Genomic DNA, 24,935 nt, shown 5'->3' on the forward strand with positions numbered 1-24,935 from the left:
TCGCAGGGGGAGCCTCCCCCGCCGGAGGCAGCCGGCCCGTCCCGCCGGCCCATCCGCCAGACCGAGGAGCTGCCGTGACCGACCTGCTCGAGCCCACCGCCACGCTGCCCCAGGAGCGCCGGCTGGTCACCCCGGTCCCCGGTCCCCGCTCGCAGGAGCTCATGGCCCGCCGGGCCGCCGTCGTGTCGGCCGGGGTCGGCACCACCCTGCCGGTGTTCGTCGACCGCGCCGGCGGCGGGGTGGTCGTCGACGTCGACGGCAACTCGCTGATCGACCTGGGCTCGGGCATCGCGGTGGTCAACGTCGGCAACGCCGCCCCGCGGGTCGTCGCCGCGGTGCAGGAGCAGGTGGCGGCCTTCACCCACACCTGCTTCATGGTCACGCCCTACGAGGGCTACGTCGCCGTCTGCGAGGAGCTCGCCCGGGTCACCCCCGGCGACCACGAGAAGCGGTCGGCGCTGTTCAACACCGGCTCGGAGGCCGTCGAGAACGCCGTCAAGATCGCCCGGCACGCGACCGGCCGGCAGGCCGTCGTCGTGTTCGACCACGCCTATCACGGCCGGACCAACCTCACGATGGCGCTGACGGCGAAGAACATGCCGTACAAGCACCGCTTCGGCCCGTTCGCGCCCGAGGTCTACCGGGTCCCGATGTCCTACCCGTTCCGCGACGAGCCCGGCCTCACCGGGGCCGAGGCCGCCGCCCGCGCCATCGCGCAGATCGAGGCCCAGGTCGGCGCGGCCAACGTCGCCGCGGTGCTCATCGAGCCGATCCAGGGCGAGGGCGGCTTCGTCGTCCCGGCCCCGGGCTTCCTGCCGGCGCTGGCCGAGTGGTGCCGCGCGTCGGGCGCGGTCTTCGTCGCCGACGAGGTGCAGACCGGCTTCTGCCGCACCGGCGACTGGTTCGCCTCCGACCACGAGGGCGTCGTCCCCGACCTGGTCACCCTGGCCAAGGGCATGGCCGGCGGCCTGCCGCTGGCCGCCGTGACCGGCCGCGCCGAGATCATGGACGCCGTGCACACCGGCGGGCTCGGCGGCACCTACGGCGGCAACCCAGTGGCCTGCGCCGCCGCCCTGGCCTCGATCGAGACCATGCGCGAGCGCGACCTCGCCGGCGCCGCACGCGCCATCGGCGACACCATGCTCCCCCGCCTGCGCGCGCTGCAGGCGCGCACGCCGGCCATCGGCGACGTCCGCGGGCGGGGCGCGATGATCGCCGTCGAGCTGGTCCGGCCGGGCACCACCGAGCCCGACGCCGCCCTCACCGGCCGCATCGCGCGCGCCTGCCACGCCGAGGGCGTCGTCGTCCTGACCGCCGGCACGTTCGGCAACGTGCTGCGCTTCCTGCCGCCCCTGGTCATCGGCCAGGACCTGCTCGGCGAGGGGCTCGAGGTCCTCGTGGCCGCGTTCGCCGCGCAGGTCGGCTGACCCGCCCGGCGGCACGTGGCCCCGGTCCCCGCAGGGACCGGGGCCTCGTGCCGCGGGGGGCTACACCTCGATGCCGGTGAGCACCAGGACGCGCTCCTCGGTGAGGTCCTCCATCGCCGCGTGCACGCCCTCCCGGCCGGTGCCGGAGTCCTTGACCCCGCCGTAGGGCATCTGGTCGGCGCGGAAGCTGGGCACGTCGCCGATCACCACGCCGCCGACGTCGAGCACCGCGGCGGCGCGGAAGGCCACCTGCAGGTCGCGGGTGAACACCCCGGCCTGCAGGCCGAAGCGGCTGTCGTTGACCCGGTCGAAGGCCTCGTCGAGCGAGTCGACGACGTCGATGACCACCACCGGGCCGAAGACCTCCTCGCACGCCAGCTTCTCCGTCGCGGGGACGTCGGTGACCACGGTGGGCGCGTACGTCGCGCCGGTGCGCTGCCCGCCGGTGAGCACCCGCGCGCCGGCGGCGGCGGCGTCGGCGACCCAGCTCTCCACCCGGCGGGCGGCGGCCTCGTCGATGAGCGGGCCGACGTCGGTGCTCTCGTCGGTGGGGTCGCCGGTGGCCAGCCGCTGCACCGCCTCGACCACCCGCGTGGTCAGCGCCTCGGCGACCGCGCGGTGGGCGAACACCCGCTGCACCGAGATGCAGGACTGCCCGGCCTGGTACATGGCGAAGGTCGCGATCCGCGACGCCGCCCACGACAGGGACTTCTCGTCGTCCTGGTCCGGCCCGACGACGGCGGCGGCGTTCCCACCGAGCTCGAGGGTGACGTGCTTGCGCGGCGCGGACTCCCTGATCGACCAGCCCACCGGCACCGAGCCGGTGAACGAGACGACCGGCAGCCGGGGGTCGCGGACCAGGTCGGCGGCGACCTCGTTCGGGACCGGCAGCACCGACCAGGCGCCCGAGGGCAGCGCGGTCTCGGCGAGGAGCTCACCGAGCAGCAGCGCCGTCAGCGGGGTGGCCGGGGCGGGCTTGAGCACGATCGGCGCACCGACGGCGATCGCCGGCGCCACCTTGTGGGCCACCAGGTTGATCGGGAAGTTGAACGGGGCGATGCCGAGCACCGGGCCCCGGGGGACGCGCCGCACCAGCGCCATCCGGCCGGTGGCCGCCGGGTCGGTGTCCAGCCGCTGCAGCGTGCCCGACCAGCGGCGGGCCTCCTCGGCGCCCCAGCGGAAGGTCGACACCGCGCGGGCGACCTCGAGCCGGGACCACTTCAGCGGCTTGCCCGACTCGGCGGTGATCAGCGCGGCGACCTCCTCGGCGCGCTCGGCGAGCCGGCGCGAGACGTGGTCGAGGGCGGCGGCCCGCACGTGCGCGGGGGTGGCGGCGAACTCGCGGCGCACCCGGGCGGCCTCGGCGACCGCGGTCTCGACGTCGTCGGCGGTGGCGGTGGTGGTCCGGCCGGCGAGCGACCCGTCGTGCGGCGAGCGGACCTCGAGCACCTCGCCGCCGTGCGCGGGACGCCCGGCGATCCAGTACGGGGTGGTGGTCACGGTTCCTCCTCGGGGACGCGGGGCTGCGCAGCGAGCGTGCCGGAGGAGAGTCGGGTCCCGGGACGGCCGATCCGTCCACCGCCGCGGTCCGGGGACGCCGTCGTGGCACTCCGCGGACGTCGGCGGGGACCGGCCGGCGACCGACGGTCTGGCCCGTCCGGAGGCCCCGGGACTACGATCCACGCACCGCACGCTCCTCCTGACGACGGGATCCGTACCCATGACCACCACGGAGCAGGACGTCGCGACGCCGGACCAGGGCATCGGTGCGGACGCGACCGCCAACCTGTGGCTGCACTTCTCCCGCATGGGCGCCTACCGCGACACCCCGCCGCCGGTGATCGTCCGCGGCGAGGGCGCGTCGATCTACGACGACCGCGGACGCCGGTACCTCGACGGCCTGGCCGGCCTGTTCGTCGTCCAGGCCGGCCACGGCCGGCGCGTGCTGGCCGAGGCCGCCGCCCGCCAGGCCGAGCAGCTGGCGTTCTTCCCGCTGTGGTCCTACGCCCACCCGACGGCGATCGAGCTCTCGCAGCGGCTGGCCGCCGCCGCTCCCGGCGACCTGGACCGGGTCTTCTTCACGACCGGCGGCAGCGAGGCCGTGGAGACGGCGTGGAAGGTGGCCAAGCAGTACTTCAAGCTGACCGGCCGGCCGCAGAAGACCAAGGTGATCAGCCGGGCGGTGGCCTACCACGGGACCACGCACGGGGCGCTGTCGATCACCGGCATCCCCGCGCTCAAGCAGCCCTTCGAGCCGCTGGTGCCCGGCAGCGTCCGGGTGCCCAACACCAACCTCTACCGGGCTCCGGTGTTCGGCGACGACCCCGAGGCGTTCGGCCGGTGGGCGGCCGACCAGATCGAGCAGGCGATCCTCTTCGAGGGCCCGGACACGGTGGCCGCCGTCTTCCTGGAGCCGGTGCAGAACGCCGGCGGCTGCTTCCCGCCGCCCCCCGGCTACTTCGCGCGGGTGCGCGAGATCTGCGACCGGCACGACGTGCTGCTGGTCAGCGACGAGGTGATCTGCGCCTTCGGCCGGCTGGGCACGACCTTCGCGTGCACGAAGTTCGGCTTCGTGCCGGACATGATCACCTGCGCCAAGGGCATGACCTCGGGCTACTCCCCCATCGGCGCGATGATCGCCTCGAGCCGCGTCGTCGAGCCCTTCCTGCGCGACACCGCGTCGTTCCCGCACGGGTACACCTTCGGCGGGCACCCGGTCAGCTGCGCGGTGGCCCTGGCCAACCTCGACCTCATGGCCGAGGAGGGGCTCGAGCGGCGGGTCCTCGACGACGAGGGCGCCTTCCGGGCGACGCTGGAGGAGCTGCTGGACCTGCCGATCGTCGGCGACGTCCGCGGCGACGGGTACTTCTACGGGATCGAGCTGGTGAAGGACAAGGCGACGAAGGAGACCTTCGACGCCGCGGAGTCCGAGCGGCTGCTGCGCGGGTTCCTCTCCGGCGCGCTGTTCGACGCCGGCCTGTACTGCCGCGCCGACGACCGCGGTGACCCGGTCATCCAGCTCGCCCCGCCGCTGGTCTGCGGGCAGGCCGAGTTCGAGGAGATGGAGCAGATCCTCCGCAGCGTGCTGACCGAGGCCTGGGCCCGGCTGTGATCGGCGAGGCATGGGAAGCAATCCGCACGTCCTGCGGCCCAGGACGTGCGGAGCGCTTCCTATGCCACGCCCTCCCGCGCGGGGACGCACAGCACCGGGCGGTCGGACAGGTGCAGCAGCTTGTGCGACACCGACCCGAGGAAGGCACCGCGCAGCGGGCTCTCCCCGCGGGTGCCGACGACGACGACCCGGCCGTCGTGCCGGCGCGCGGCGTCGACCAGCGCCTGGGCCGGCTTCTGCGACAGCACCTCGACGACGGTCTCGACGCCGGCGGCCTGCGCCTCCTCGACCGCGTGCGCCACCGCCGTGCGGCCCATCTCGGTGAGCGCCCGCTGGTGGGCCTGGAACTCCTCGCCCAGCCTGCCGGGCGGCTCGACGCCGTACACGAGGACGAGCGGCTCGTCGAACCGGGCGGCCAGCGAGATCGCCATGGCCAGGGCCGGCCGGGACCCCGGCGACTCGTCGTAGCCCAGGACGATGCTCACCGCAGCTCCTCGTCGACGTGGATGCGGTCACCGGCGATCCCCGGCCGCTCCTGCCAGTACCGGCGGTCGCGGCTGCGCCAGACGACCATGAGCACCAGGCCGAGCACGAAGATCCCGACGCCGATGACCAGCGGCGGGCCCACGCCCAGCCACGCCTGGCCGGTGTAGGAGTTCTCCGGGTCGGCGAGGTCGCGGATCGAGAGCGCCAGCAGCCAGATCAGCAGCCCGGCCCCGACCAGCGGGCCCACCCCGATGAGCAGGAACGCCGACACGCTTCGGGTCAGCTGCCGGCGGTGGTAGACGGCGCAGGCGATGCCGGTGAGCGCGTAGTAGAAGGCGATGAGCAGCGACAGCGCGGTGATCGAGTCGAACAGCGCGTTCTCGCTGAGCAGGCTCACCCCGACGAACCAGATGCTGGCGATGACGCCGACCCACCAGGTGGAGACGTCGGGCGTGCGGTGGCGCGGTGAGATGTGCCCGAACCGGCGCGGCAGCGCGTGCCGCCGGGCCATCGACAGGCCGGTGCGCGACGCCGGGAGGATCGTCGTCTGGGTGGACGCGATCGCGGCCGTGGCGACCGCCAGCAGGACCACCCAGTCCCAGCCGCCCATCACCTCGGTGGACAGCAGCGCGAAGATCGCCTCCTCCTCGTCGGCGTTGTCGGCCAGGTAGTCGGTGCCGGCGAAGGCGAGGACGGCGATCGCGACGGAGACGTAGGTGACCAGCAGGACGACGGTGGACACGATCGCCGCGCGGCCGGGCGTCGACGTGGAGTCGCGGGTCTCCTCGGTCAGGTTGACCGCCGACTCCCAGCCCCAGTACGCGAACACGCCGAGCAGCAGCCCGCCGCTGAGTGCCGCGCCCCCGGCGCCGAACGGGTTGAGCCAGTCCCAGCTGGGGTCGAGCCCGCCCAGCGTGCTGTCGCCGCTCACCCCCCGGTAGATCGCGACCGCCGCGAACACCAGCAGGGCTCCGGTCTGGGCGAGGATCAGCACGTTCTGCAGCCGCGCCGACAGCTCCGTGCCGAGTACGCAGATCCACGTCATGAGCAGGATCAGCCCGACGGTGAGCACCAGGACGACGGCGGTGTTCTCGGCCAGCGAGTCCAGGTTGAGCAGGCGCAGCGTGAAGACGACGCCCACGTTGGCCAGCGACCCGATGATGAGGACGCCGGTCATCGTGATCGCCCAGCCGCCGATCCAGCCGGCCCACGGCCCCATCGCCCGGGTGACCCAGGAGAACGTCGTCCCGCAGTCGGGATCGACCCGGTTGAGCGCGGCGAAGGCCGACGCGATGAGCACCATCGGCACGAACGAGGCCAGCAGGATGCCCGGGGCGTGCACCCCGCTGATGGCCACGAGGGCACCGATGATCGCCGCGAGGGTGTAGGCCGGGGAGGTGGAGGCCAGGCCGATCACGAGGGCGTCGACGAACCCGATCGCGCCCGGGCGGAGGGTGGCCTCCTCCCCCGGGCGGACGACGGGGTCGGCGGAGTCCGGCTGCATGCGACGGTTATCGCAGCGATCCGGCCATCCGACAAGGGTTCGGCGGCCGCGGACCTGCATCGACCACCGAACTCGTCGCTAGACTGCCCGCCTCCCGTGGAGGTGGACATGCGCATCCTGCTGGTGGGTGCCGGTGGGGTCGGCAGCGCGATCACGGCGATCGCGGCCCGGCGCGAGTTCGTGACGCGGCTCGTCGTCGCCGACTACGACCCCGCCCGTGCGGAGAAGGCCGTCGCCGCGGCGGGCGACCCGCGGTTCGTGGCCGCCCGGGTCGACGCCTCCCACGAGGCCGGCGTCCGGTCCCTGCTCGCCGAGCACGACTGCGACGTGCTGCTCAACGCGACCGACCCGCGGTTCGTCATGCCGCTGTTCCGGGCCGCGCTCGCCGCCGGCGTCGACTACCTGGACATGGCGATGTCGCTGTCGCGCCCGCACCCCGAGCGCCCCTACGAGCTGACCGGGGTGAAGCTCGGCGACGAGCAGTTCGCGCTCGCGGGCGAGTGGGAGGCGGCCGGGCGGCTGGCCCTGGTCGGCATGGGGGTGGAGCCGGGCCTGTCCGACGTGTTCGCCCGGTACGCCGCCGACCACCTGTTCGCCGAGATCGACGAGCTCGGCGTCCGCGACGGGTCGGACCTGACCGTGCGCGGGCACGCGTTCGCGCCGTCGTTCAACATCTGGACCACGATCGAGGAGTGCCTCAACCCGCCGGTCGTGTGGGAGCGCGACCGCGGCTGGTACACGACCGAGCCCTTCAGCGAGCCGGAGGTCTTCGACTTCCCCGAGGGCATCGGGCCGGTCGAGTGCGTCAACGTGGAGCACGAGGAGGTGCTCCTCATGCCGCGGTGGGTCGACGCCGGGCGGGTCACCTTCAAGTACGGCCTCGGGAGCGAGTTCATCACCGTCCTCAAGGCCCTGCACACCACCGGCCTGGACTCCACGACGCCGGTGCGCGTGGGCGACGTCGAGGTCGCGCCGCGCGACCTGGTCGCCGCGGCGCTGCCCGACCCGGCCTCGCTCGGCGAGCTGATGACCGGGCGGACCTGCGCGGGCCTGTGGGTGAGCGGCACCGGCACCGACGGCCGGCCGCGGCAGGTGTACCTGTACCACGTGGTCGACAACGCCTGGTCGATGGCCGAGTACGGGTCCCAGGCGGTGGTCTGGCAGACCGCGGTGAACCCCGTCGTCGCGCTCGAGCTCCTGGCGACCGGCCGGTGGCGGGGCACCGGGGTGCTGGGGCCGGAGGCCCTCGACGCGGGGCCCTTCCTCGACCTGCTGACCGCCTACGGCTCTCCCTGGGGGATGCGCGAGGGCGGCTGAGGAAGGACCCCCTTGCCCCCCACCGCTCGCACGCTCGCGGCGGGACCCTGCAAGGGGGCCGACCTCTGCTCCCTAGGTGAAGGCGGGCATGATCTCGTCGTGGATCAGCCGTAGCTGCTCCTCCACGGTGGCCACCCCGGGCAGCTCGCGGCCGGTGAAGGCCTTGACGATCGAGGCGTCGTTGATCGCGGCGATGACGTGGTTGACCCCCGCCGGCTCGATCTCCTTGATCATGGCCGTGACCTCCTCGGGCGTACCGGCGAAGGACAGCTTGTCGGTCAGCTCGGGCGTCGTCAGCTCGATGCCCTTGGCGAGGTCGCCACCGGCGATCGCGTCGACGATCGGCGTGAGCTGGTCGGGGTCGACACCGTGCCGCTCGAGCTGCTCGGCCGGCATGGAGGAGGCGTAGATGCCGACCATGCTGCGGGCGGCCTCCTTGGCGGCGGCGGAGTCGCGGCCGACCGCGAGGACCACCCACGCGCCGAAGTCCAGCGTCGTCCAGTCCTTGCCGGCCTTCTCGGCCCCGATCCGGAAGTGCTCGGCCGCGTAGTCGTAGGCCTGCCGGCTGTAGCTGAGCGCCTGGTGGCACCCGTCGGAGTACTGCGCCGCCGCCTCGAAGGAGCGCGGCCCGCGCATGGCCCCCATCTTCACCGGCACCCGCTCCTGCACCGGCCGGGCGAAGGTGAACAGCCCGTCGTAGCGGAAGAACTCGCCGTCGAAGGTGATGGCACCCTCGTCGAGCAGGGTCCGGACGACGTGGACCCCCTCGATGGTGCGCGAGAGCGGCTTCATCCCCTTCCAGTCCAGCTTGTACTGCGCCAGCAGCCCGAAGTTGCCGCTCGAGAGCACGACCTCGGCCCGGCCGCCGCTGAGCTCGTCGAGCGTCGCGGCCGCCTGGGCGATGAGCGAGGGCTCCCGCAGCGTCACCGACGACACGCTCGGCCCCATCCGCACCCGCGACGTCCGCGCCGCGGCCGCGGCGAAGAGCAGCCAGAGGTCCTTGTGCCAGGTCTCGTCGGCGGCGTACACGGCGTAGAAGCCGAGTTCGTCGGCGAGCTCGATCGCCCGCAGCGACTCCTCCAGGGAGTAGTCGGGCAGCATCGCGTAGCTGAACTTCATCGGATCTCCTCACTCACCGGGACACCGGCGTCCCGCCGGATCTGCTGGAGCTGTGCGGCCACCTCGCGGGCGTCGCCCTCGGGGACGTGGGCAGAGTGCCGGTCCGGCCGGGCGGCGAACAGGTACAGGAGCCCGGTGCCGGCGACGATGGCCAGGCCGATCGCGACGATCCAGCGGTCGAGGAAGGTCTCGGTGCCGGGGGCGGGCTTGAGCAGCAGGACGATGGCGAAGACCCCGTAGGCCAGGGCCAGCACGTTGACCACCAGGCCGGCCGAGCCGAGGTTCCACACCCCCGCCGGGCGCCACCCCTTGAGCCGCTGCCGGAGCGCCGCCAGCACCACGGCCTGGAAGGCGATGTAGATGCCCAGCACCGCGAAGGCGGTGACGCGGGCGAGGGAGTCCGGCTGCCAGAAGACGAACAGGCAGATGAGCACCGGGACGACGCAGACGACCAGCAGCGCGTTGGTCGGGACCGCGTGCCGGCTGGACACGTGGCCCAGCCAGCCGCTGGCCGGGAGCATCCGGTCGCGGGCGAAGGCGTAGAGCAGCCGGCTGCCGGCGGCCTGCAGTGACAGCACGCAGGAGATGAAGGCGACGACCGTGACGACGAGGAAGACCTTCGAGCCCACGGTCCCGAGCGAGCTCTCCAGGATGGTGGGGATCGGGTCGACGTCCTCACCGGCCATGATCGCCTGCAGCTGGGCGTCGGGGGCGGCCAGCACGTAGCCGGCGTAGGACAGGAAGCCCGAGACCCCGCCGACGAGGATGGTCAGGATCATCGCGCGCGGGATCCGGCGGGCCGGGTCGGCGACCTCCTCGGCGACGTCGCCGCAGGCCTCGAACCCGTAGAAGAGGAACAGGCCGGACAGCGCCGCGGCGAGGAAGGTGCCGATGTACGCGTCGCCGCCGCCGGCGCCGAGGGTGTCGAAGAAGACCGAGAACGGCTGCTCGCGGCGGAACAGCAGCAGGAACAGCCCGAGGGCGACGACGCCGACGAGCTCGGCTGCCAGGCCGATGCGGGCGATCCGGGCGAGCGTGCGGGTGCCGCTGTAGTTGACCAGGAACGCGATGACGAGCAGCCCCACCGCGGTGGCGAGGACGACGCCCGGGGTGGCGTCGATGCTGAACAGCGCGGCGACGAAGCCGCCGCCGAACTGGGCGACGGCCGTGACGGTGACGATGATCGCCCAGATGTAGATCCACGAGACGATCCAGGCGTAGCGCCGGTTCCACAGCCGCCGGGTCCACGGGTAGATGCCGCCGGCCAGCGGGTACTGCGAGACGACCTCGCCGAAGACCAGCGCGACCAGCAGCTGGCCGACCCCGACGATCACGATCCACCAGATCGCCGGCGGTCCCCCGATGGAGAGGCTGTAGGCGAACAGCGAGTAGACGCCGACCAGCGGGGACAGGTAGGTGAAGCCGAGGGCCATGTTCGCCCACAGGCCCATGCTCCGGTCGAACTCCCCGTGGTAGCCGAGGGCGGCGAGCTGGGCGTCGTCGTCGGTCCGGCCGACGGGGGCTCCTGGTGCGGTCACCGGGCGGTCTCCTCGCGAGGGTGGGGGCGCGCCGGCGGACGCCGGTGTGCGCCAGGCCACACGGACGCCGGAAACCTATAGAGCCAGAGGTCACAGGACAAGGGCCGCGGCGCCCGGCCGTGGGACCGTCCGGCCCGGTGCGCTCAGGCGGTGAGCAGCCGGTGGTCCTCGACCGGCACGGACCGCCACGGGACGCCGGGGACCGCGGTGACCGGGCCGGCGGCGACCGCGGCCGGGGACACCAGGGCGCCGACCAGCCATCGCGGCGCGGTGGAGAGGACGACCCGGTCCTCGTCGTTGAGCAGCAGGAACGGCGCCCCGGGGCCGAGCTGGTGCAGGAGGTGGGACTCGAATCGGCCGACCGGGACGTCGGCCCCGGCCACGCCGGCGAACTCGCCGTCGACCACCACCGGCTCGGTCAGCGTCAGCAGGTACCGGCCGGTGCCGTGGACGTCGACGTAGGGCCCGACGACGTGCCGCCGCCCGGTCCGCCGGGGCACGTCGAACCACGCGGCCGCGGTGTAGTCGTAGTAGCCGAGGCTGGTCGGCCGCAGGTCGGGCTCGAGGCTGCGCAGCCGGCCGCCGTCGGGGTCGGCCTGCCACCACTCCAGGCGCAGCGGCAGGCCGCGCGCGGGACGCGGCGCGACGACGAGCCCGAGGCCGACGGCGAGCTGGCCGGGCTCGTGCAGGAGGTCGCGGACGTCGTCGCCGAGGACCGGCCGCCCGGCCCGCAGGCCCTCGCGCGCGGCCGGCCGCAGCGCTGCGTCGTGCACCTCGGCGACGGTGGCGAAGACCTGCTCGACCACCTCGGACACCGCCTCGACCACCGGGGTCACGAGACCTCCCGGCGGGCGAGGGTCCCGTCGCCGCCGTCCGCGCGCAGCCGCAGCTCGATCGACCACAGCGTACGGGTCTCGATGTGCTCCTCGGTGAGCGCCCGGGCCGCGGCGGGGTCGCGGGCCTCGACGGCGTCCACCACGGCCCGGTGGGCGGCGACGATGCGGTCGAGCAGGGCGGGGGCGTGGGCCGGCGGCCAGGGCAGCTGCCCGAGTTCCAGGTGCAGGTCCATCTCCTGCATGGTCAGCCGCACCGACTGGGCGCAGGCGGCGAGCTCGACGTAGTAGCGGCCCTCGGCCCGGCGCTGCCCGGTGACCGTGCCGGCCCGGGCCAGCCGGTCGACGATGTCGCGCAGCCGGGCGATCTCGACCCGCGACGCCCGGGTCGCCGCGAGCCGGGCCGCCGCGGAGGCGACCGCGCCGTGCACGTCGCCGAGCTCGCGCAGGTCGGTGGTGGCCAGCTCGGCGAGCCGGGCGTCGGCCAGCTCGGCGAGGACGTCGTCGCGGGCCTGCACGAAGCTGCCTCCACCGCGGCCCCGGCGGGTCTCGACCAGCCCGAGCCCACGCAGCTCGGCCAGCGCCTCGCGCAGCGTCATCGTCGAGACGTTGAGCATGGTGGCCAGGTCGGTCTCGGCCGGGAGCTGCTCGCCGTCGCCGAGCAGGCCCAGGGCGATGGCGCTGCCCACGCGCCGCACGACCGCCTCGCTGCGGAGGGCGCCGTCGTCGAGGGGGGCGAAGACGGCCCGCCGGGCGTCACCGCTGAGCAGTTGCACGCTCGCCTCCTGTGACGGGTGGACACCTCAGTGTGTCACCGCGATCGGCACCCTTAACCGTTGAATCCATAGGTTTTGATGGCTAGCGTGACGCCCACCCCAGCCATCCTGTGACGAGGAGCACGCAGTGACACAGGTCGAGCCCGACCGGGCGCCCGGCGCAGACGCGCTCTCCGAGCCCTTCACGCCGGGCGCCCCGTCCAACCCGCCGGAGCTGGCCGGGTACCCGGAGCTGCTGGCCGGCCCGGTCCCCTCGCCGGTCGCCGACCCGAGGACGGCGGCGTTCGTCGAGCAGTGGCGCAACGCCTCCTACAACTGCTTCTCCTCCGGCCACAAGTTCTGCCGCGAGGTCTGCCCGGTCACCCAGGTCGAGCGCAACGAGTCGTGGACCCCGACGGCCTTCCACGCCAACGTCGTCGCCATGGAGCGCGGCGAGCTCGACGTCGCCGACGTCGCCGCCGACTACGTCAACTGCACCCAGTGCGGTGCGTGCGAGCTGCGCTGTCCCAACACGCTGTTCACCGGCGACTTCTACCGGTTCCGCACCCGCACGGTCGACGTCGTCAAGGCGGTGCGCTCGCTGGCCGTGGAGAGCGGCGTGCACCAGCCGAGCTGGCAGGTGTGGAACGAGCGCACCGACCTGCGCACCCACGAGCCGGTCCTGGGCGAGACGCCGGTCAGCCAGGAGAGGGTGCGCGACTGGGCCGAGGGGCTCGACATCCCGGTCGGCGGGGAGACGGTGCTGTTCGTCGACTGCGAGGCCGCCTTCTACCGGACGTCGGTGCCGCGAGCCGTGGCGCAGGTGCTGCAGATGGCCGGCTACGAGTTCGGCCTGATGCGCGACCAGTGGTGCTGCGGCGGGCCGGCCGCCGAGATGGGGTACACCGAGCAGGCGCAGCGGTTCGCCCGGCACAACCTCGACGACTGGCGGGCCACCGGCACCAGGCGGGTGCTCGTGCTCGACCCGCACGACTACATCAGCTTCACCGAGGACTACCCCAGGTACTTCGGCGAGGAGTTCGACATCGAGGTCGTGCTGGTCATCGAGGTGCTGGCCCAGCTGCTGCGCGAGGGGCGGCTGACCCCCTCGGTGCCGGTGGACCGGGCGATCACGTACCACGACCCGTGCCGGCTCAACAAGCGCAAGGGGATCTGGCAGGAGCCTCGCGAGCTGCTGCGCGCCATCCCCGGGCTGCGCTTCGAGGACGTCGACCGGGTGACCCAGTGGTCCTACTGCTCCGGAGGCGGCGGCGGCCTGCCGATCGAGAAGCCCGAGCTGACCGCCAAGATCAGCGCACTGCGCCTCGAGCGGGCCGCCGAGCTCGACGTCGACACGCTGGTCAGCGCCTGCCCGTGGTCGGAGCGCCCGCTGTCGGAGGCCGGCGACGCGCAGGACATCGACGTCGTCGACCTGCACGAGCTGTTCGCCCAGTCCCTCGGCATCAGCGTGGGCGGCTCCCGCGGCGACGTCGGCGACCGCCGGCTGGCCCAGGAGCGCACCGGCGTCCCCGGCCGGGCCCGGCGGGCGCACGGCAGCTCGCGCGGCGGCTGCGGCGGGGGCGGGTGCGGCAACGGTTCCGGCGGCTGCGGGTGCGGAGGGCACTGACCATGACGATGACCGAACCGGCCCCGTTCACCACCGAGCCGCTCGGCGAGGACCGGCTCAACCAGCTCGTCGCCGCGCTGCGGCCGGTGCTGGCCGACGACCAGCTCCTGCTGGCCAAGACCGACCGCTGGAACCGGGCCCGCGTGCCGGCGCCCTTCCCGGTGCACCGCTGGTCCGAGCGGGTGCCCGACGTGGTGGTCATGCCCACCTCCACCGAGCAGGTGGCCGCGGTGGTCCGGATCGCCAACGAGCTGAAGGTCCCCGTCGTCCCCCGCGACGGCGGCACCGGGCTCACCGACGGCGCCGTCCCGCACCGGCGCGGCATCGTCGTCGACGTCAAGAAGATGAACCAGATCCACGAGCTGGACCTGGTCAACCGGACCGTCACCGTCGGCACCGGCATCAACATGCTCAAGCTCAACGAGCGGCTGGCACCGCACGGGCTGTTCTACCCGGACGACCCGGCGTCCTACCCGTGCTCGCTGGTCGGCGGCCGGATCGGCACCAGCGGTTGGTCGCTGATCGGCTCCCGGTACGGGCACACCCGCGACCTGGTGCTCAGCTTCGACCACGTGCTGCCGACCGGCGAGGTGCTGCACGTCGGCGACGGCATCGGCCAGAAGATCAGCAAGAGCTCCAGCGGCTACCAGCTCAAGCACCTGTTCATGGGGCACCAGGGCACCCTCGGCATCGCCACGCGGGCGACGCTCAAGCTGTTCCCCAAGCCCGAGGCCGAGCTCTCCCCGTTCTGGGCGTTCGACAGCTACGAGGACGCCCACGCGTGCACCGGTGCGCTGGCCCGCGCCGGGGTGGCCACCTTCGCCGGCGCCGTGCTCTTCGACGAGCACAAGGTCGCCTACCTGCGCCGCGACGACGAGGCCTACATCCCGCAGCCGGCCGACGTCCGCGCCCTGGTCTGCGCGGTCATGTACGGCTACGAGGACGAGGTGCGCGCCGGCGGGAAGCGGCTGTTCCGGATCGCGAAGGAGCACGGGGCCCGCTACCTCGGCGACGAGATCTCCGAGGGCGACTGGGCCGCCCGGCACGACCGGTACGCCACTCCCCTGCACGGCCGGACCAAGGACGGCCAGGTCATCCCGATGTCCTGGCACTGCGAGGACGCCGCGGTCAACTTCTCCGCCGTCCCCGCGGTCAGCCGGGCCTGGCACGAGATCATGGCCGACCTGCGCCGGAAGACCGACGTCTTCGACGACTGGGGCATGTTCGCCTACACCTCCGGCAGCACCGGGGTCGACTACCTCACCGAGATCGACGTCGGCATCTGGGAGCAGCGCCTCGACGACGCCGCCTGGGCCGCCTGGGTGCAGGCCAAGCGCGACATCGCCGCGGTGGCGATCGCGCACGGCGGGTCGATGAGCGCCTGCCACGGCTCCTGCCGCGAGGGCGAGGTCGACCTGCTCCCGCAGGAGCTGGGCAAGGGGTTCGACGTGATGCTCGAGGTCAAGCGGGCGCTGGACCCGAACAACGTCATGAACCCGGGCAAGTACCTGCTCGACCGGGCCTACGGGAGGGACACGACCGATGAGAACCGATGACCAGCCCGCCGGCCCGGCCGCGACCGCTCCGTACCGCTTCGCCGAGCAGCACACCCCGCCACCGCCGGTGCGGGTCAGCGAGGTGGCGCAGACGACGTTCGAGCACGTCTACGAGGTTGACCCCCGGCTGATGCAGGAGCACGTGCTGCAGCAGGTGTTCCCCAACTGGGACACGCTGCGGATCATGCGCAGCCGGCACGACCACCTGGCGTGGATGCACCGGCACTTCGCCGAGAAGGTCGTCACCGGCTCCGAACTGCTCGCCGAGGTGGAGGCAGAGGGAGCAGGGAATCCGCAGCCGGAGACCCCCGGTGCTGGACCGATCAGCGGCCCGGTAGCACCATGACCACCGGATCAGCACCGATGACCGACGAGAGGGACCCCGAGTGAGCGAGAAGCTCGAACTGCGCAACGTCGTCGGCGGGGAGCACGTCGACACCGCCGACGGCCGCCGGATGGACCTCGTCGACCCGTCCACCGGGGAGGTGTTCGCCTCCGCGCCGGTGTCGGGCCCCGAGGACGTCGACCGCGCCTACCGGGTGGCCGCCGACGCGTTCGAGACCTGGCGGGACACCACCCCCTCGGAGCGGCAGCAGGCGCTGCTCAAGCTGGCCGACGCGGTGGAGGAGCACGCCGAGGAGCTCGTGGCGCTGGAGAGCCGCAACACCGGCAAGCCGCTCGGGCTGACCGCCTCGGAGGAGATCCCCCCGATGGTCGACCAGATCCGGTTCTTCGCCGGTGCCGCCCGCACGCTGGAGGGCAAGGCGGCCGCGGAGTACATGAAGGGGCACACCAGCTTCATCCGGCGCGAGCCCATCGGCGTCGTCGGCCAGGTGACCCCGTGGAACTACCCGATGATGATGGCGGTCTGGAAGATCGCCCCGGCGCTGGCGGCGGGCAACACCGTCGTCCTCAAGCCCTCGGACACCACGCCGGTCACCACGCTGCGGCTGGCCGAGCTGGCCGCCGAGATCCTGCCGCCGGGCGTGCTCAACGTCGTCTGCGGCGACCGCGACACCGGCCGGGCGCTCGTGGAGCACCGGACGCCGCAGCTGGTGGCGATCACCGGGTCGGTCCGCGCCGGCATGGAGGTCGCCGGCGCCGCGGCGAAGGACGTGAAGCGGGTGCACCTCGAGCTCGGCGGCAAGGCGCCGGTCGTGGTCTTCGACGACGCCGACCTCGAGGCCGCGGCCGAGGCGATCGCCGTCGCCGGCTACTTCAACGCCGGGCAGGACTGCACCGCCGCCTCCCGGGTGCTGGCCGGCCCCGGGATCCACGACGACTTCGTCGCGGCGCTGACCGAGCAGGCCCGCAACACCGCCACCACCTACGAGAAGGGCGCCGGCGACGAGGACGCCCTGGTGCCGCCGGTGAACAACGCCAACCAGCTGGCGCACGTCACCGGGTTCCTCGACCGCGCGCCCGACCACGCCGAGGTCACCACCGGTGGGCACCGGCTGGGCGACCGGGGCTTCTTCGTCGAGCCGACCGTGGTGGCGGGCCTGCGGCAGGACGACGAGATGGTGCAGCGGGAGGTCTTCGGCCCGGTCATCACCGTGCAGCGGTTCACCGACGAGGACGAGGCGGTGCGCTGGGCCAACGGCGTCGAGCTGGGTCTGGCCTCCAGCGTGTGGACGAGGGACTTCGGCCGCGCGATGCGCATGAGCAAGCGGCTGGACTTCGGCTGCGTGTGGATCAACACCCACATCCCGCTGGTCGCCGAGATGCCGCACGGCGGGTTCAAGCACTCCGGCTACGGCAAGGACCTCTCGCTGTACGGCCTGGAGGACTACACCCGCGTCAAGCACGTCATGGCCAACATCGAGTCCTGACCACCCGACGAGGGGCCCCGGTCCACCCGGACCGGGGCCCCTCGTCGTCCTCGTGTCCGGGCCGAGTGAGCACCTGCGGTCGACGACACGCGCCGGCGCGCCGCGGGCGGCGACCACGACTGCGCAGTCGCGTGGATCCACAGCCGCAGCGTCCGTCCACCGGTGACCGGCGCCCCCGGCCACCGCCCGCCGTCGCGGTCAGCGTCGGTGCGTGACCAGACACCTGCTCCCGCCGATCTACACCCGCGCCGCGGCCGACGTCGCCGAGCTGACCCGCGCGCAGCTCGCGGGGGACGGCGTGCGGGTCACCCGCGGCGCCTTCGTCTCCCGGTCGGTCCCGCTGACGACGGCGAACGCCGCCCGTGCCGCGCTCGCCGTCCTGCCCGAGGGCGCGGTCGCCTCCCACCGAACCGCGGCCGTCCTGCTGGGCGCACCGCTCCGGGCGTCGTGGCCGCTCGAGTTCGCGGTGCGGCCGGGGGTGTACCGGGCGCGCCGGCAGCGCGTCCGCGTCCACGTCCGGGACCTGACCGCCCAGGACGAGGTCCGGTGTACGGGGATCCCGGTCACCAGCGGTCCGCAGACCTGGCTGGACCTGGCCGCCCGGATGTCGGGTCAGGAGCTGGTCGCCGTCGGGGACGCCCTGTACCGGGCCGGGCACCTCGATGCCGCGGCGCTCGCCGAGCGGCTCGAGCGGGCGGACGGAGTCCGCGGGGTGGTCCGGGCGCGGGAGTGCGCTCCCCTGCTGACGCCGCTGGCGGCGTCCCGGCCGGAGAGCCTGATCCGCTACTGGCTGGTCAGCAGCGAGCTGCCCGACCCCGTCCCACAGCTCCCCGTCGTCGACCGCGGAGGACGCACCGTGGCGCACGCGGACCTCGGCTACGAGCAGTGGCAGGTCGCGCTGGAGTACGAGGGGCGCCACCACGCCGGACGGCGCCAGTTCCGGCGCGACCTCGACCGGTACACGCTGATGGCCGCGCACGGATGGCTGGTCCTGCGCTTCGGGGAGGACGACCTGGGTCGCCGGGACCAGGTGCTGTCCCGGGTGGCCGGAGCCCTCCGGAGCCGGGGCGCCCGGTGGTGACCGCGGGCCGAGTGCGCAGTCCTGGTCGACGACACGGGCCGACGCGCCGGGCGCCGCGACCACGACTGCACACTCAGCCGGCGGAGGGACGGGTCACGAGCACGCGCTCAGCGGCCCAGCACCTCGCGCAGCGCGGCCAGCACCAGCGCGACCTTCTCCGGAGCGGCGTTGGGCCCCATGAGCCCGATCCGCCAGACCGACGTCGCGTAGGCGCCCACCCCGCCGCCGATCTCGAGGTCGTAGCGCTCGAGCAGCTCCTTGCGCACGGCCGCGGAGTCGACGCCGTCGGGCACGCGGACGGTGGTCAGCTCCGGCAGCCGGTGCCCCTCGGGGGCGAAGAGCTCCAGGCCCATCGCCTGCAGGCCCTCGGCCAGCAGCCGGCCGGCCTCGGTGTGCCGCGCGTGGACGGCGTCGAGGCCCTCGTCGAGGATCCGGCCGAGGCCGGCGTGCAGCGAGACGACCATCCCGGTCGGTGCGGTGTGGTGGTACGTGCGGCCGCCGGACCCGGCGGCCTCGCCGGCGTAGCCCCCGAGCATGCCGAGGTCGAGGTACCAGCTCTGCGGCTTCTCGATCCGCCGCTCCCACGCGCGGTCAGAGATGGTGAACGGTGCGAGGCCGGGCGCGACGCCCAGGCACTTCTGCGAGCCGGAGTAGGCCAGGTCCACGCCCCACTCGTCGAGCCGCACGGGGATGCCGCCGAGGGAGGTGACGCAGTCGGCCAGCAGCAGCGCGTCGCCCTTGCCGGCGGCCAGCGGCTCCAGGTCCGAGCGCACCCCGGTCGAGGTCTCGGCGTGCACGGCGGCGATCAGCTTGGGCGCGGGGTGCGCGGCGAGCACCCGCTCGGGGTCGACCGGCTGCCCCCACTCGTGGTCGACCCGCACCACCTCGGCGCCGCAGCGCGAGGCGACGTCGACCATCCGCTCGCCGAACAGGCCGTTGACCGCCACGACGACGACGTCGCCGGGGCCCACCGTGTTCACGAACGACGCCTCCATGCCCGCCGACCCGGTGGCCGACAGCGGCAGCGTGCGCCGGTTGGTGGTGCCGAACAGCGTGCGCAGCCGCTCGGAGGTCTCGTCGAGGATGCCGAGGAACACCGGGTCGAGGTGCCCGAGCAGCGGCTGCCCGAGGGCGACCGTCGCCTCGGGGTAGGGGTTGGACGGACCGGGACCGAGCAGGGTGCGGGCGCGCAGCGGCATGCCCGGGACGCTACCGAGACGAGGAGGACCGCACATGGTCACCGACGACGCACCGGGCGCGCTGCGCCGCGAGGAGGCCGCCGCGATGTGGCGGGAGTACGCCGCGACCCGGCCGGCGGGCGGCCCGCCCGAGGACGAGCCGCCCGTCGAGCGCTTCGGCGACAGCCGGTCCCTGGCCGACGAGCTCATCGCACTCGTGCTCGCCGGCACGAAGCGGGCCACCGCCGGCCTGGTCGGCGACTTCGCGCGCGAGGGCGAGCCGCTCCCCCGCATCGGCGGGTACTGGATCGCCTGCGACGGCGACGGGCGGCCCCGGGCGGTGCTGCGCTCGACCGAGCTGCGGGTCGGCCGGCTCGACAGCGTCGACGACGCCTTCGCCTGGGACGAGGGCGAGGGGGACCGCACCCGCGAGGACTGGCTCCACGGCCACCTGCGCTACTTCACCCGCACCCTGGCCGCTCTCGGCCAGGACTGGGACGAGGAGCTCGAGGTGGTGTTCGAGCGGTTCCGCGTCGTGTGGCCGCAGGAGGTGGCCGACCGGGCCGGCTGAGCCGGCCCTGCCGGCCCGGTCGGCTCAGTGCGCCGGGTTCGTGGGCCCGGGGGCGCCGGGCTCGCCGGGCAGGGCCGGCTCGTCGGCGACGGCGTCGATGCCGGCCTCCTTGCGCTGCGCGTCGGTGATCGGCGTGGGCGCGCCGGTCAGCGGGTCGTACCCGGCGCCGGTCTTGGGGAAGGCGATGACCTCGCGGATCGAGTCGACCCCGGCCAGCAGCGCGGTGAGCCGGTCCCACCCGAGCGCGGCACCGGCGTGCGGCGGCGGGCCGTAGGCGAAGGCCTCGAGGAAGAAGCCGAACCGCTCGCGGGCCTCCTCGCGGGACATGCCGAGGGTCTCGAACACCCGCTCCTGCAGCTCGGGGTCGGCGATCCGGACCGAGCCGCTGGCCAGCTCGTTGCCGTTGACGACCAGGTCGTAGGCGTCGGAGAGCGCCGCGCCCTTGTCCTCGGCGAACCGGTCGCGCCACTCCGGCGTGGGCGAGGTGAACGGGTGGTGCATGAACGTCCAGTCGCCGTCCTCGGTCTGCTCGAACATCGGGAAGTCGACGACGAACAGGAACGACCAGGTGCCCGGCTCGACCAGCTCCAGCCGCCGGGCGATCTCGTTGCGGGCCGCCCCGAGCAGCTCCTGGGAGGACCGGCGCGGGCCGGCGGCGAAGAACACGCAGTCCCCCGGCTGCGCCCCCACGGCCTCGACCAGCCCGGAGCGCTCGGCGTCGGAGATGTTCTTCGCCACCGGGCCGCCGAGCGTGCCGTCCTCGGCGACGGTCACGTAGGCCAGGCCGCGGTAGCCCCGCGAGCGGGCCCAGTCCTGCCAGGCGTCGAAGGCGCGGCGCGGCTGCGAGCCGCCGCCGGGCATGACCACCGCGCCCACGTAGGGCGCCTGGAACACGCGGAACGGCGTGTCGGCGAAGAACCCGGTCAGCTCGGTGAGCTCGATGCCGAACCGCAGGTCGGGCTTGTCCGACCCGAACCGGTCCATCGCCTCGCGGTAGGTCATCCGCGGGATCTCGGGGACCTCGTGCGAGGCCAGCTCCCGCCACAGCGCGCGGACGACGTCCGCGACGACGGCGAGCACGTCGTCGCGCTCGACGAAGCTCATCTCGAAGTCCAGCTGGGTGAACTCCGGCTGCCGGTCGGCGCGGAAGTCCTCGTCCCGGAAGCAGCGGGCGATCTGGTAGTAGCGCTCCAGCCCGCCGATCATCAGCAGCTGCTTGAACAGCTGCGGCGACTGCGGCAGCGCGTACCACTTGCCCGGCTGCAGCCGCACCGGCACGAGGAAGTCGCGGGCGCCCTCGGGCGTGGACCGGGTCAGGTCGGGCGTCTCCACCTCGACGAAGCCGTGCTGCGCCATCACGCCGCGGGCGATCCGGTTGACCTCGCTGCGCAGCCGGATGATCCGGGCCGGGCCCTGCCGGCGCAGGTCGAGGTAGCGGTACTTGTAGCGGACGTCGTCGGAGGCGGCCTGGTCGGTCTCGATCGGGAACGGCAGCGGCGCCGCCGGCGAGAGCACCCGCAGCTCGGCGGCGGCCACCTCGATCTCACCGGTGGGCAGCTCGGGGTTCTCGTTGCCGGCCGGCCGCTGCCGGACCTCCCCGGTCACCAGCACGCAGAACTCGTTGCGGAGGGCGTGCGCCTCCTCCTCGCGGACGACGACCTGCACGTAGCCCGAGGCGTCGCGGAGGTCGACGAAGACGACGCCGCCGTGGTCGCGCCGGCGGGCCACCCAGCCGGCGAGGGTGACGGTGGAACCGGCGTCGGACGCGCGCAGCGTGCCGGCGTCGTGGGTGCGGAGCACAGGGGTCTCTCTCTCAGGGGATGGGAGGTGTCACCAGCGGTCGTGGACGTGCTGCCGGATGCGCTCGTCGTAGAGCCGCTCGAGGTCGGCCAGCTCGGCGTCGGTGAGCGGCGGGAGGTCGGCGGCGGCGACGTTCGACCGCACCTGCTCCACCGAGCGGGCACCGGGGATGACGCAGGTGACGCCGGGCTGCTGGACCACCCAGCGCAGCGCCACCTGGGCCGGCACCCGGTCGCCGCAGATCGCGGTGAACTCCCGCGCGGCGGCGACGCCGACCTCGTAGGGCACGCCGGAGAAGGTCTCGCCGACGTCGAAGGCCTCGCCGTGGCGGTTGTAGTTCCGGTGGTCGTCGGCGCCGAACGTCGTCGACTCGCTGTACCTCCCCGACAGCAGGCCGCTGGCCAGGGGCACCCGGGCCAGCACGCCGACGCCGGCCGCGGCGGCCGCGGGCAGCAGCTCCTCGAGCGGCTTGCGGCGGAAGACGTTGAGGATCACCTGGATCGACTGCACGCCGGGGTGCTCGAGCGCGGTCAGCCCCTCGGCGACGGTCTCCACCGACACGCCGTAGGCGGCGATCGCGCCGTCGGCGACCATGGCGTCGAGCGCGTCGTACACCCGCTGGTCGGAGTACACGGCCGTCGGCGGGCAGTGCAGCTGCACCAGGTCGAGGGTGTCGACGCCGAGGTTGCGCCGCGACCGGTCGACCCAGGCCCGCAGGTTCTCCGGGGTGTACTGCGCGGCCTCGAAGGGGTCGGCGCGGCGGCCGGCCTTGGTGGCCACGAACGGCCGCTCCGAGCGGGCGGCCAGCGCCTTGCGGATGCGCTCCTCGCTGCGGCCGTCGCCGTAGACGTCGGCGGTGTCGAGCAGCGTCACGCCGGCGTCGAGGGCGGCGTCGAGCACACCCGCGGCGGCGTCCTCGTCGACGTCGCCCCAGTCACCGCCCAGCTGCCAGGTGCCCAGGCCGACGACGGAGACCTCCGCGCCGGTCCGTCCCAGGGGTCGGGTCTCCATCACGCACTCACCGCCGTCCGCAGCGCCTCGAACAGGTCACCCACGGGGACGGCGCGCTGCTCCCCCGTGCGCAGGTCCTTCAGCTGGCCGACGCCCTCGGCCAGGTCCCGCTCGCCGATGACGACCGCGTGCGAGGCACCCGACCGGTCGGCGGCCTTCATCGCGCCCTTGAGCCCGCGGTCGCCGTAGACGGTGTCCGCGGACACGCCGGCCTCGCGCAGCCGGCCGACCAGGCGGACCGCCAGCCGCTTGGCGTCGGCACCCAGCGGCACGACGAACGCCTGCACCCCGGGGGCCGCGGCGACGTCGAGCCCCTCCGCCTGCACCGCCAGCAGCGTCCGGTCGACGCCGACGGCGTACCCGATGCCGCTCACGTCCGGCCCGCCGAGCGCCGCGGACAGCCCGTCGTAGCGCCCGCCGCCGCCGATCGCCGACTGCGCGCCCAGCCCGTGGTGGACGAACTCGAACGTCGTCTTCGTGTAGTAGTCCAGCCCGCGCACCAGCCGGGGCGCCTCGGTCCAGGTCACGCCGAGGTCGGTGAGGTGCTGGCGGACGGCGTCGTAGTGCGCCCGCGTGGCGTCCGACAGGTGGTCGACCATGAGCGGGGCGTCGTCGAGCTGGGCCTGCACCTCGGGCCGCTTGTCGTCGAGCACCCGCAGCGGGTTGATCTCCGCCCGGCGGCGGGTCTCCTCGTCGAGGTCGAGCTTCGCCAGGTACTCGACCAGCCGATCCCGGTACGGCGGCCGGTCGGTCGCGTCGCCGAGCGAGGTGAGCAGCAGCTCGAAGTCGGTGAGCCCGAGGTCGCGGAAGCCCTGCACGCCCAGCGCCACGACCTCGGCGTCCAGCGCAGGGTCGTCGACGCCGAGGGCCTCCATGTCGACCTGGGTGAAGTGCCGGTAGCGGCCGGCCTGCGGGCGCTCGTAGCGGAACGCCGAGCCGACCGTCCACAGCTTCACCGGCAGCGGTCCGGTGTGCAGCCGGTGCTCGATGAACGCCCGCATCAGCCCGGCGGTGAGCTCGGGGCGCAGCGTCAGCGAGCGGCCGCCGCGGTCGTCGAAGGTGTACATCTCCTTGGTCACGACGTCGGTGGACTCCCCCACGCCGCGGGAGAAGACCTCGGTGTGCTCGAACACCGGCGTCTCGACGTAGCCGTACCCGGCGCGCCGCAGCGGTGCGGTGAGCGTGTCGCGGACGGCGAGGAAGCGCGCCGACTCCGGCGGCAGGACGTCGAAGGCGCCCTTGGGCGCGGTCATCCCGCTCACGACGTCATCCCTCCTCGCTCCGCTCGGCTGTTCGCTCCGCTCCTCGCTCGCCGGCGCTCGCTGCGATGCTCACTCACAGGCCCCGGCCCTTCGGCGCGGCGCCTTCCCCGGCGGCGGCCTCGGCCAGGTAGGGGTTGGTGGCCCGCTCGCGGCCGACCGTCGTCGCCGGGCCGTGGCCGGGCAGCACGACGGTGTCGTCGTCGAGGGGCAGCACGACGTCGCGCAGCGAGCGGAGCATGTCCGGCCACGACCCGCCGGGCAGGTCGACCCGGCCCACCGACCCGGCGAACAGCACGTCGCCGGCGAGCAGCCCGGGGGCCTCCCCCAGGTCCAGGGTGAACACGACCGAGCCGCGGGTGTGCCCGGGCGCGTGCCGGACGGTGAGCTCCACCCCGGCCAACGACAGCACGGCGCCGTCGTCGAGGGGCCGGACCCCCGCCGGGTCGGGCAGCCGGACGCCCGCGACCAGCGGCGCCAGCGCCGGGCCGTGCCAGCGGGCGGGGTCGGCCAGCATCCCGGAGTCCTCCGGGTGCAGGTAGGCGGGGATGTCGTAGCCGTCGCACACCGGCAGGACCGAGAAGGTGTGGTCGAGGTGGCCGTGGGTGAGGACCACCGCGACCGGCTTGAGCCCGTCCTCGGCGAGCATCCGCGCCAGCGGCTCGACGGCGTCCATGCCGGGGTCGACCACGACGCACTCCGACCGCGGCCCGGGAGCGACGGCGTAGCAGTTGGTCGCGAAGGCGCCGGCCGGGAACGAGCGGATGAGCACCCGTGCAGGTTACGCGCGCCGTTCGCAGCGCCCCTGCGGTCCGGCGGACCGGCGTCCCCAGGTCGGCCACCTACACTCGCGGATCGACCAGCGGGGTGACCGGGTGGTGCGGCCGGGGGGCCGTGACCGCGCCCCGCGGAGCAGCCGTCCGTCCGAG

21 protein-coding genes are annotated in these 24,935 nt (G+C 73.9%); 9 read left to right on the top strand and 12 right to left on the bottom strand.

Annotated elements, in window-relative coordinates:
• Positions 1 to 74 precede the first annotated feature (74 nt).
• Positions 75 to 1,427, top strand: coding sequence for a 4-aminobutyrate--2-oxoglutarate transaminase (gene gabT, locus ACI79O_RS11585; RefSeq protein ID WP_456914199.1), 1,353 nt, complete (start codon positions 75 to 77; stop codon positions 1,425 to 1,427).
• Between the two features lie 60 nt (positions 1,428 to 1,487).
• On the opposite strand, the gene ACI79O_RS11590 is transcribed toward gabT, so the two are convergent.
• Positions 1,488 to 2,927 (bottom strand): aldehyde dehydrogenase family protein, encoded by a 1,440-nt coding sequence (locus tag ACI79O_RS11590; protein WP_456914200.1) that lies wholly within the window; start codon positions 2,925 to 2,927, stop codon positions 1,488 to 1,490.
• Positions 2,928 to 3,147: 220 nt separating this feature from the next.
• On the opposite strand from ACI79O_RS11590, the gene ACI79O_RS11595 reads away from it, so the two are divergent.
• Entirely contained in the window at positions 3,148 to 4,539 is a 1,392-nt protein-coding gene (locus ACI79O_RS11595) for an aspartate aminotransferase family protein (protein WP_456914201.1), read from the top strand.
• Between the two features lie 59 nt (positions 4,540 to 4,598).
• Here ACI79O_RS11595 and ACI79O_RS11600 read toward each other — a convergent pair whose 3' ends face one another.
• Entirely contained in the window at positions 4,599 to 5,024 is a 426-nt protein-coding gene (locus ACI79O_RS11600) for a universal stress protein (RefSeq protein WP_456914202.1), read from the bottom strand.
• Positions 5,021 to 6,529, bottom strand: coding sequence for an APC family permease (locus ACI79O_RS11605; RefSeq protein WP_456914203.1), 1,509 nt, complete (start codon positions 6,527 to 6,529; stop codon positions 5,021 to 5,023). The genes ACI79O_RS11600 and ACI79O_RS11605 overlap by 4 nt, the downstream gene beginning before the upstream one ends.
• A gap of 108 nt (positions 6,530 to 6,637) precedes the next feature.
• Between ACI79O_RS11605 and ACI79O_RS11610 the strand changes: the two genes are divergently transcribed.
• Positions 6,638 to 7,846 carry a saccharopine dehydrogenase family protein gene (locus ACI79O_RS11610; protein ID WP_456888184.1) on the top strand — a complete coding sequence of 403 codons (1,209 nt, stop codon included), beginning with the start codon at positions 6,638 to 6,640 and terminating at the stop codon, positions 7,844 to 7,846.
• Between the two features lie 72 nt (positions 7,847 to 7,918).
• Here ACI79O_RS11610 and ACI79O_RS11615 read toward each other — a convergent pair whose 3' ends face one another.
• The 4 genes from ACI79O_RS11615 to ACI79O_RS11630 form a co-directional block, all read right to left on the bottom strand.
• Complete coding sequence (locus tag ACI79O_RS11615; RefSeq protein ID WP_456888182.1) at positions 7,919 to 8,965, bottom strand: LLM class flavin-dependent oxidoreductase; 1,047 nt, start codon at positions 8,963 to 8,965, stop codon at positions 7,919 to 7,921.
• The gene (locus ACI79O_RS11620; RefSeq protein WP_456888180.1) at positions 8,962 to 10,503 is read right to left on the bottom strand and encodes an APC family permease; all 1,542 of its coding nucleotides are present in this window, start codon (positions 10,501 to 10,503) and stop codon (positions 8,962 to 8,964) included. Before ACI79O_RS11620 ends, ACI79O_RS11615 begins: the two co-directional genes overlap by 4 nt.
• A gap of 143 nt (positions 10,504 to 10,646) precedes the next feature.
• Positions 10,647 to 11,339 carry a cache domain-containing protein gene (locus ACI79O_RS11625; RefSeq protein WP_456888178.1) on the bottom strand — a complete coding sequence of 231 codons (693 nt, stop codon included), beginning with the start codon at positions 11,337 to 11,339 and terminating at the stop codon, positions 10,647 to 10,649.
• Positions 11,336 to 12,112 carry a FadR/GntR family transcriptional regulator gene (locus ACI79O_RS11630; RefSeq protein WP_456888177.1) on the bottom strand — a complete coding sequence of 259 codons (777 nt, stop codon included), beginning with the start codon at positions 12,110 to 12,112 and terminating at the stop codon, positions 11,336 to 11,338. Before ACI79O_RS11630 ends, ACI79O_RS11625 begins: the two co-directional genes overlap by 4 nt.
• 127 nt (positions 12,113 to 12,239) lie before the next feature.
• On the opposite strand from ACI79O_RS11630, the gene ACI79O_RS11635 reads away from it, so the two are divergent.
• The 5 genes from ACI79O_RS11635 to ACI79O_RS11655 all read left to right on the top strand — a co-directional run bounded on the left by ACI79O_RS11635 (position 12,240) and on the right by ACI79O_RS11655 (position 18,187).
• Complete coding sequence (locus ACI79O_RS11635; RefSeq protein WP_456914204.1) at positions 12,240 to 13,718, top strand: (Fe-S)-binding protein; 1,479 nt, start codon at positions 12,240 to 12,242, stop codon at positions 13,716 to 13,718.
• A gap of 8 nt (positions 13,719 to 13,726) precedes the next feature.
• Positions 13,727 to 15,274, top strand: a complete 1,548-nt coding sequence (locus ACI79O_RS11640) for an FAD-binding oxidoreductase (RefSeq protein ID WP_456914206.1) — start codon at positions 13,727 to 13,729, stop codon at positions 15,272 to 15,274.
• Positions 15,261 to 15,620, top strand: coding sequence for a hypothetical protein (locus ACI79O_RS11645; protein ID WP_456888172.1), 360 nt, complete (start codon positions 15,261 to 15,263; stop codon positions 15,618 to 15,620). The genes ACI79O_RS11640 and ACI79O_RS11645 overlap by 14 nt, the downstream gene beginning before the upstream one ends.
• Positions 15,621 to 15,660: 40 nt before the next feature.
• Positions 15,661 to 17,106, top strand: coding sequence for a gamma-aminobutyraldehyde dehydrogenase (locus ACI79O_RS11650; protein ID WP_456888170.1), 1,446 nt, complete (start codon positions 15,661 to 15,663; stop codon positions 17,104 to 17,106).
• Between the two features lie 211 nt (positions 17,107 to 17,317).
• Positions 17,318 to 18,187: an endonuclease domain-containing protein gene (locus ACI79O_RS11655; protein ID WP_456888168.1), complete on the top strand. Its 870-nt coding sequence runs from the start codon at positions 17,318 to 17,320 to the stop codon at positions 18,185 to 18,187.
• A 107-nt stretch (positions 18,188 to 18,294) separates the two neighbouring features.
• Here the strand turns inward: ACI79O_RS11655 and ACI79O_RS11660 are convergent, their stop codons facing one another.
• Positions 18,295 to 19,386 carry a pyridoxal-phosphate-dependent aminotransferase family protein gene (locus tag ACI79O_RS11660; protein WP_456888166.1) on the bottom strand — a complete coding sequence of 364 codons (1,092 nt, stop codon included), beginning with the start codon at positions 19,384 to 19,386 and terminating at the stop codon, positions 18,295 to 18,297.
• Positions 19,387 to 19,420: 34 nt separating this feature from the next.
• On the opposite strand from ACI79O_RS11660, the gene ACI79O_RS11665 reads away from it, so the two are divergent.
• The gene (locus ACI79O_RS11665; RefSeq protein WP_456888164.1) at positions 19,421 to 19,936 is read left to right on the top strand and encodes an ASCH domain-containing protein; all 516 of its coding nucleotides are present in this window, start codon (positions 19,421 to 19,423) and stop codon (positions 19,934 to 19,936) included.
• Positions 19,937 to 19,960: 24 nt separating this feature from the next.
• Here ACI79O_RS11665 and aspS read toward each other — a convergent pair whose 3' ends face one another.
• The 4 genes from aspS to ACI79O_RS11685 all read right to left on the bottom strand — a co-directional run bounded on the left by aspS (position 19,961) and on the right by ACI79O_RS11685 (position 24,778).
• Positions 19,961 to 21,736 (bottom strand): aspartate--tRNA ligase, encoded by a 1,776-nt coding sequence (gene aspS, locus ACI79O_RS11670; RefSeq protein WP_456888162.1) that lies wholly within the window; start codon positions 21,734 to 21,736, stop codon positions 19,961 to 19,963.
• A gap of 30 nt (positions 21,737 to 21,766) precedes the next feature.
• The gene (locus tag ACI79O_RS11675) at positions 21,767 to 22,747 is read right to left on the bottom strand and encodes an aldo/keto reductase (RefSeq protein ID WP_456888161.1); all 981 of its coding nucleotides are present in this window, start codon (positions 22,745 to 22,747) and stop codon (positions 21,767 to 21,769) included.
• Positions 22,747 to 24,000 (bottom strand): histidine--tRNA ligase, encoded by a 1,254-nt coding sequence (hisS, locus tag ACI79O_RS11680; protein ID WP_456888280.1) that lies wholly within the window; start codon positions 23,998 to 24,000, stop codon positions 22,747 to 22,749. Before hisS ends, ACI79O_RS11675 begins: the two co-directional genes overlap by 1 nt.
• A gap of 82 nt (positions 24,001 to 24,082) precedes the next feature.
• Positions 24,083 to 24,778, bottom strand: a complete 696-nt coding sequence (locus tag ACI79O_RS11685) for an MBL fold metallo-hydrolase (RefSeq protein WP_456888159.1) — start codon at positions 24,776 to 24,778, stop codon at positions 24,083 to 24,085.
• Positions 24,779 to 24,935 lie beyond the last annotated feature (157 nt).

The organism is Geodermatophilus sp. SYSU D00696 (genome assembly GCF_054050235.1).